Raw genomic sequence first — 2,973 nt, 5'->3', positions numbered from 1 at the left:
ATTAGATACCCCTGTAGTCCTAGCTGTAAACGATGGAAACTAGGTGTGGCTTGTATCGACCCGAGCCGTGCCGAAGCTAACGCGTTAAGTTTCCCGCCTGGGGAGTACGCACGCAAGTGTGAAACTCAAAGGAATTGACGGGGGCCCGCACAAGCGGTGGAGTATGTGGTTTAATTCGATGCAACGCGAAGAACCTTACCAGGGCTTGACATGTCGCGAATCTCTTAGAAATAGGAGAGTGCCTTCGGGAACGCGAACACAGGTGGTGGCATGGCTGTCGTCAGCTCGTGTCGTGAGATGTTGGGTTAAGTCCCGCAACGAGCGCAACCCTCGCTTCTAGTTGCCATCATTCAAGTTGGGCACTCTAGAGAGACTGCCGGTGACAAACCGGAGGAAGGTGAGGATGACGTCAAGTCAGCATGCCCCTTACGCCCTGGGCTACACACGTACTACAATGGTTGGGACAACGGGTAGCGACCCCCGCGAGGGCAAGCGAATCTCATCAAACCCAGCCTCAGTTCAGATTGCAGGCTGCAACTCGCCTGCATGAAGGAGGAATCGCTAGTAATCGCAGGTCAGCATACTGCGGTGAATTCGTTCCCGGGCCTTGTACACACCGCCCGTCACACCATGGAAGCTGGCCACACCCGAAGTCGTTACCCTAACCCTTGTGGAGGGGGACGCCGAAGGTGGGGCTAGTGACTGGGGTGAAGTCGTAACAAGGTAGCCGTACCGGAAGGTGTGGCTGGATCACCTCCTTTTAGGGAGACCTTCTTTCATTATGAATGCAAAATGACGAATTATGACAAATAATTCAGAATTTATAATTTATAATTCATAATTTAAGACATCCCAAGGTCGTGCAAGGGGAAGAAAATCGTATTAAAGCTTTCAAACTAGGAAGTCTGTTCGGGTCAATCAGCCAACAGCAGTCAGTCAAACAACTGATAACTGATAACTTCTAAGGGCTATTAGCTCAGCTGGTTAGAGCGCACCCCTGATAAGGGTGAGGTCCCTGGTTCGAGTCCAGGATGGCCCACCTAATTGTTTCGACTGACCCTATTTGTTCAGCACCGAGTCTTACCTTCATGAGTGAGACAGACTGCTGGGCCCTATTAGTAGTCCAGTACAGCACCTTGAAAACTGCAGAATAACGAGTCAAGAAAAAAGTCAATTGAAGATGACCTATTGGTCAAGCTACAAAGGGCTAACGGTGGATACCTAGGTACACAGAGGCGATGAAGGACGTAGTTACCGACGAAACGCTCCGGGGAGCTGGAAGCAAGCAATGATCCGGAGATATCCGAATGGGGCAACCCCTAGTACGGTCATCTGAATATATAGGATGACGCGAGCCAACCGGGCGAACTGAAACATCTTAGTAGCCCGAGGAAAAGAAAGCAAAAGCGATTCCCCCAGTAGCGGCGAGCGAAAAGGGACCAGCCTAAACCATTGACTTCGGTTGATGGGGTTGTGGGACAGTAACGTAGACTAGGATGGTTAAACGAAGCAGCTGAATACTGCACCACAGAAGGTGAAAGTCCTGTAGTTGAAAACTTGAACAGCTTAACTGTATCCCGAGTAGCATGGGTCACGAGAAATCCCGTGTGAATCAGCGAAGACCACTTCGTAAGGCTAAATACTCCTGTGTGACCGATAGTGAACCAGTACCGCGAGGGAAAGGTGAAAAGAACCCCGATGAGGGGAGTGAAATAGAACATGAAACCGTTAGCCTACAAGCAATGGAAGGACGATTTAACGTCTAACCGTGTGCCTGTTGAAGAATGAGCCGGCGACTTACAGGCTGTGGCAGGTTAAGAGTGAGAACTTGAAGCCAAAGTGAAAGCGAGTCCGAATAGGGCGACCCTTGGTCACAGTTTGTAGACCCGAACCCGGGTGATCTAACCATGGCCAGGATGAAGCTTGGGTAATACCTTGTGGAGGTCCGAACCGACTAATGTTGAAAAATTAGCGGATGAGCTGTGGTTAGGGGTGAAATGCCAATCGAACCCGGAGCTAGCTGGTTCTCCCCGAAATGCGTTTAGGCGCAGCGGTTGTGTACCTTATGGGGGGGTAAAGCACTATTTCGCTGCGGGCTGCGAGAGCGGTACCAAAGCGAGATAAACTCAGAATACCCTGTAAGCATCAACCAGTGAGACGGTGGGGGATAAGCTTCATCGTCGAAAGGGAAACAGCCCAGACCACCAGCTAAGGTCCCCAAATGGATACTAAGTGATAAAGGAGGTGGGAGTGCATGGACAACCAGGAGGTTTGCCTAGAAGCAGCAATCCTTAAAAGAGTGCGTAATAGCTCACTGGTCAAGCGCTCCTGCGCCGAAAATGAACGGGGCTAAGTATTCTACCGAAGCTGTGGCAAGAATTATAAATTGTAAATTATAAATTATAAAAAGGAGTTGAACTTCTTTTTCATAATTCATAATTCATAATTGATAATTCTTGGGTAGGGGAGCGTTCTGTATAGGGTGAAGCACTAGCGGCAAGCAGGTGTGGACAGTACAGAAGTGAGAATGTCGGCTTGAGTAGCGAAAATTAGGGTGAGAATCCCTAACCCCGAAACCCTAAGGGTTCCTCCGCAAGGCTCGTCCACGGAGGGTTAGTCAGGACCTAAGGCGAGGCTAAAGAGCGTAGTCGATGGACAACGGGCTAATATTCCCGTACTAATTGACTTTTGTGCCGGGGGACGGAGAAGGCTGATGTCAGCTGGATGATGGTTACCAGTGTAAGTGACCGAGGCGTTGAAGAACGGAGAAAACGTTTTGAGCTAAGGAGCGAATCCGAGCCTCTACGGAGGCGAAGTGGCATGAGTCATGCTTCCCAGAAAAGCCCGAACCACGTTAAGAGCCAATTACTTGTACCCGAAACCGACACAGGTAGGGGAGTAGAGAATACTAAGGGGCGCGAGATAACTCTCTCTAAGGAACTCGGCAAAATGACCCCGTAACTTCGGGAGAAG

The 2,973-nt window shown here is 50.0% G+C and carries 1 tRNA gene and 2 rRNA genes (1 of these 3 running past the window's edge); all 3 read left to right on the top strand.

Annotated elements, in window-relative coordinates:
* Positions 1–761: ribosomal RNA gene (locus AsFPU1_RS22300) — 16S ribosomal RNA — on the top strand; the annotation flags it as partial.
* 204 nt (positions 762–965) lie between these two features.
* A tRNA-Ile gene (locus AsFPU1_RS22295) sits at positions 966–1,039 on the top strand.
* Between the two features lie 151 nt (positions 1,040–1,190).
* A 23S ribosomal RNA gene (locus AsFPU1_RS22290) occupies positions 1,191–2,973 on the top strand; it runs 1,175 nt beyond the window's last position.

This window comes from Aphanothece sacrum FPU1 (assembly GCF_003864295.1).
In the GTDB taxonomy this organism is placed as follows: domain Bacteria; phylum Cyanobacteriota; class Cyanobacteriia; order Cyanobacteriales; family Microcystaceae; genus Aphanothece_B; species Aphanothece_B sacrum.
Note: the sequence above shows the minus strand (reverse complement) of the source record. Positions and strands in the feature narration are given on the sequence as shown.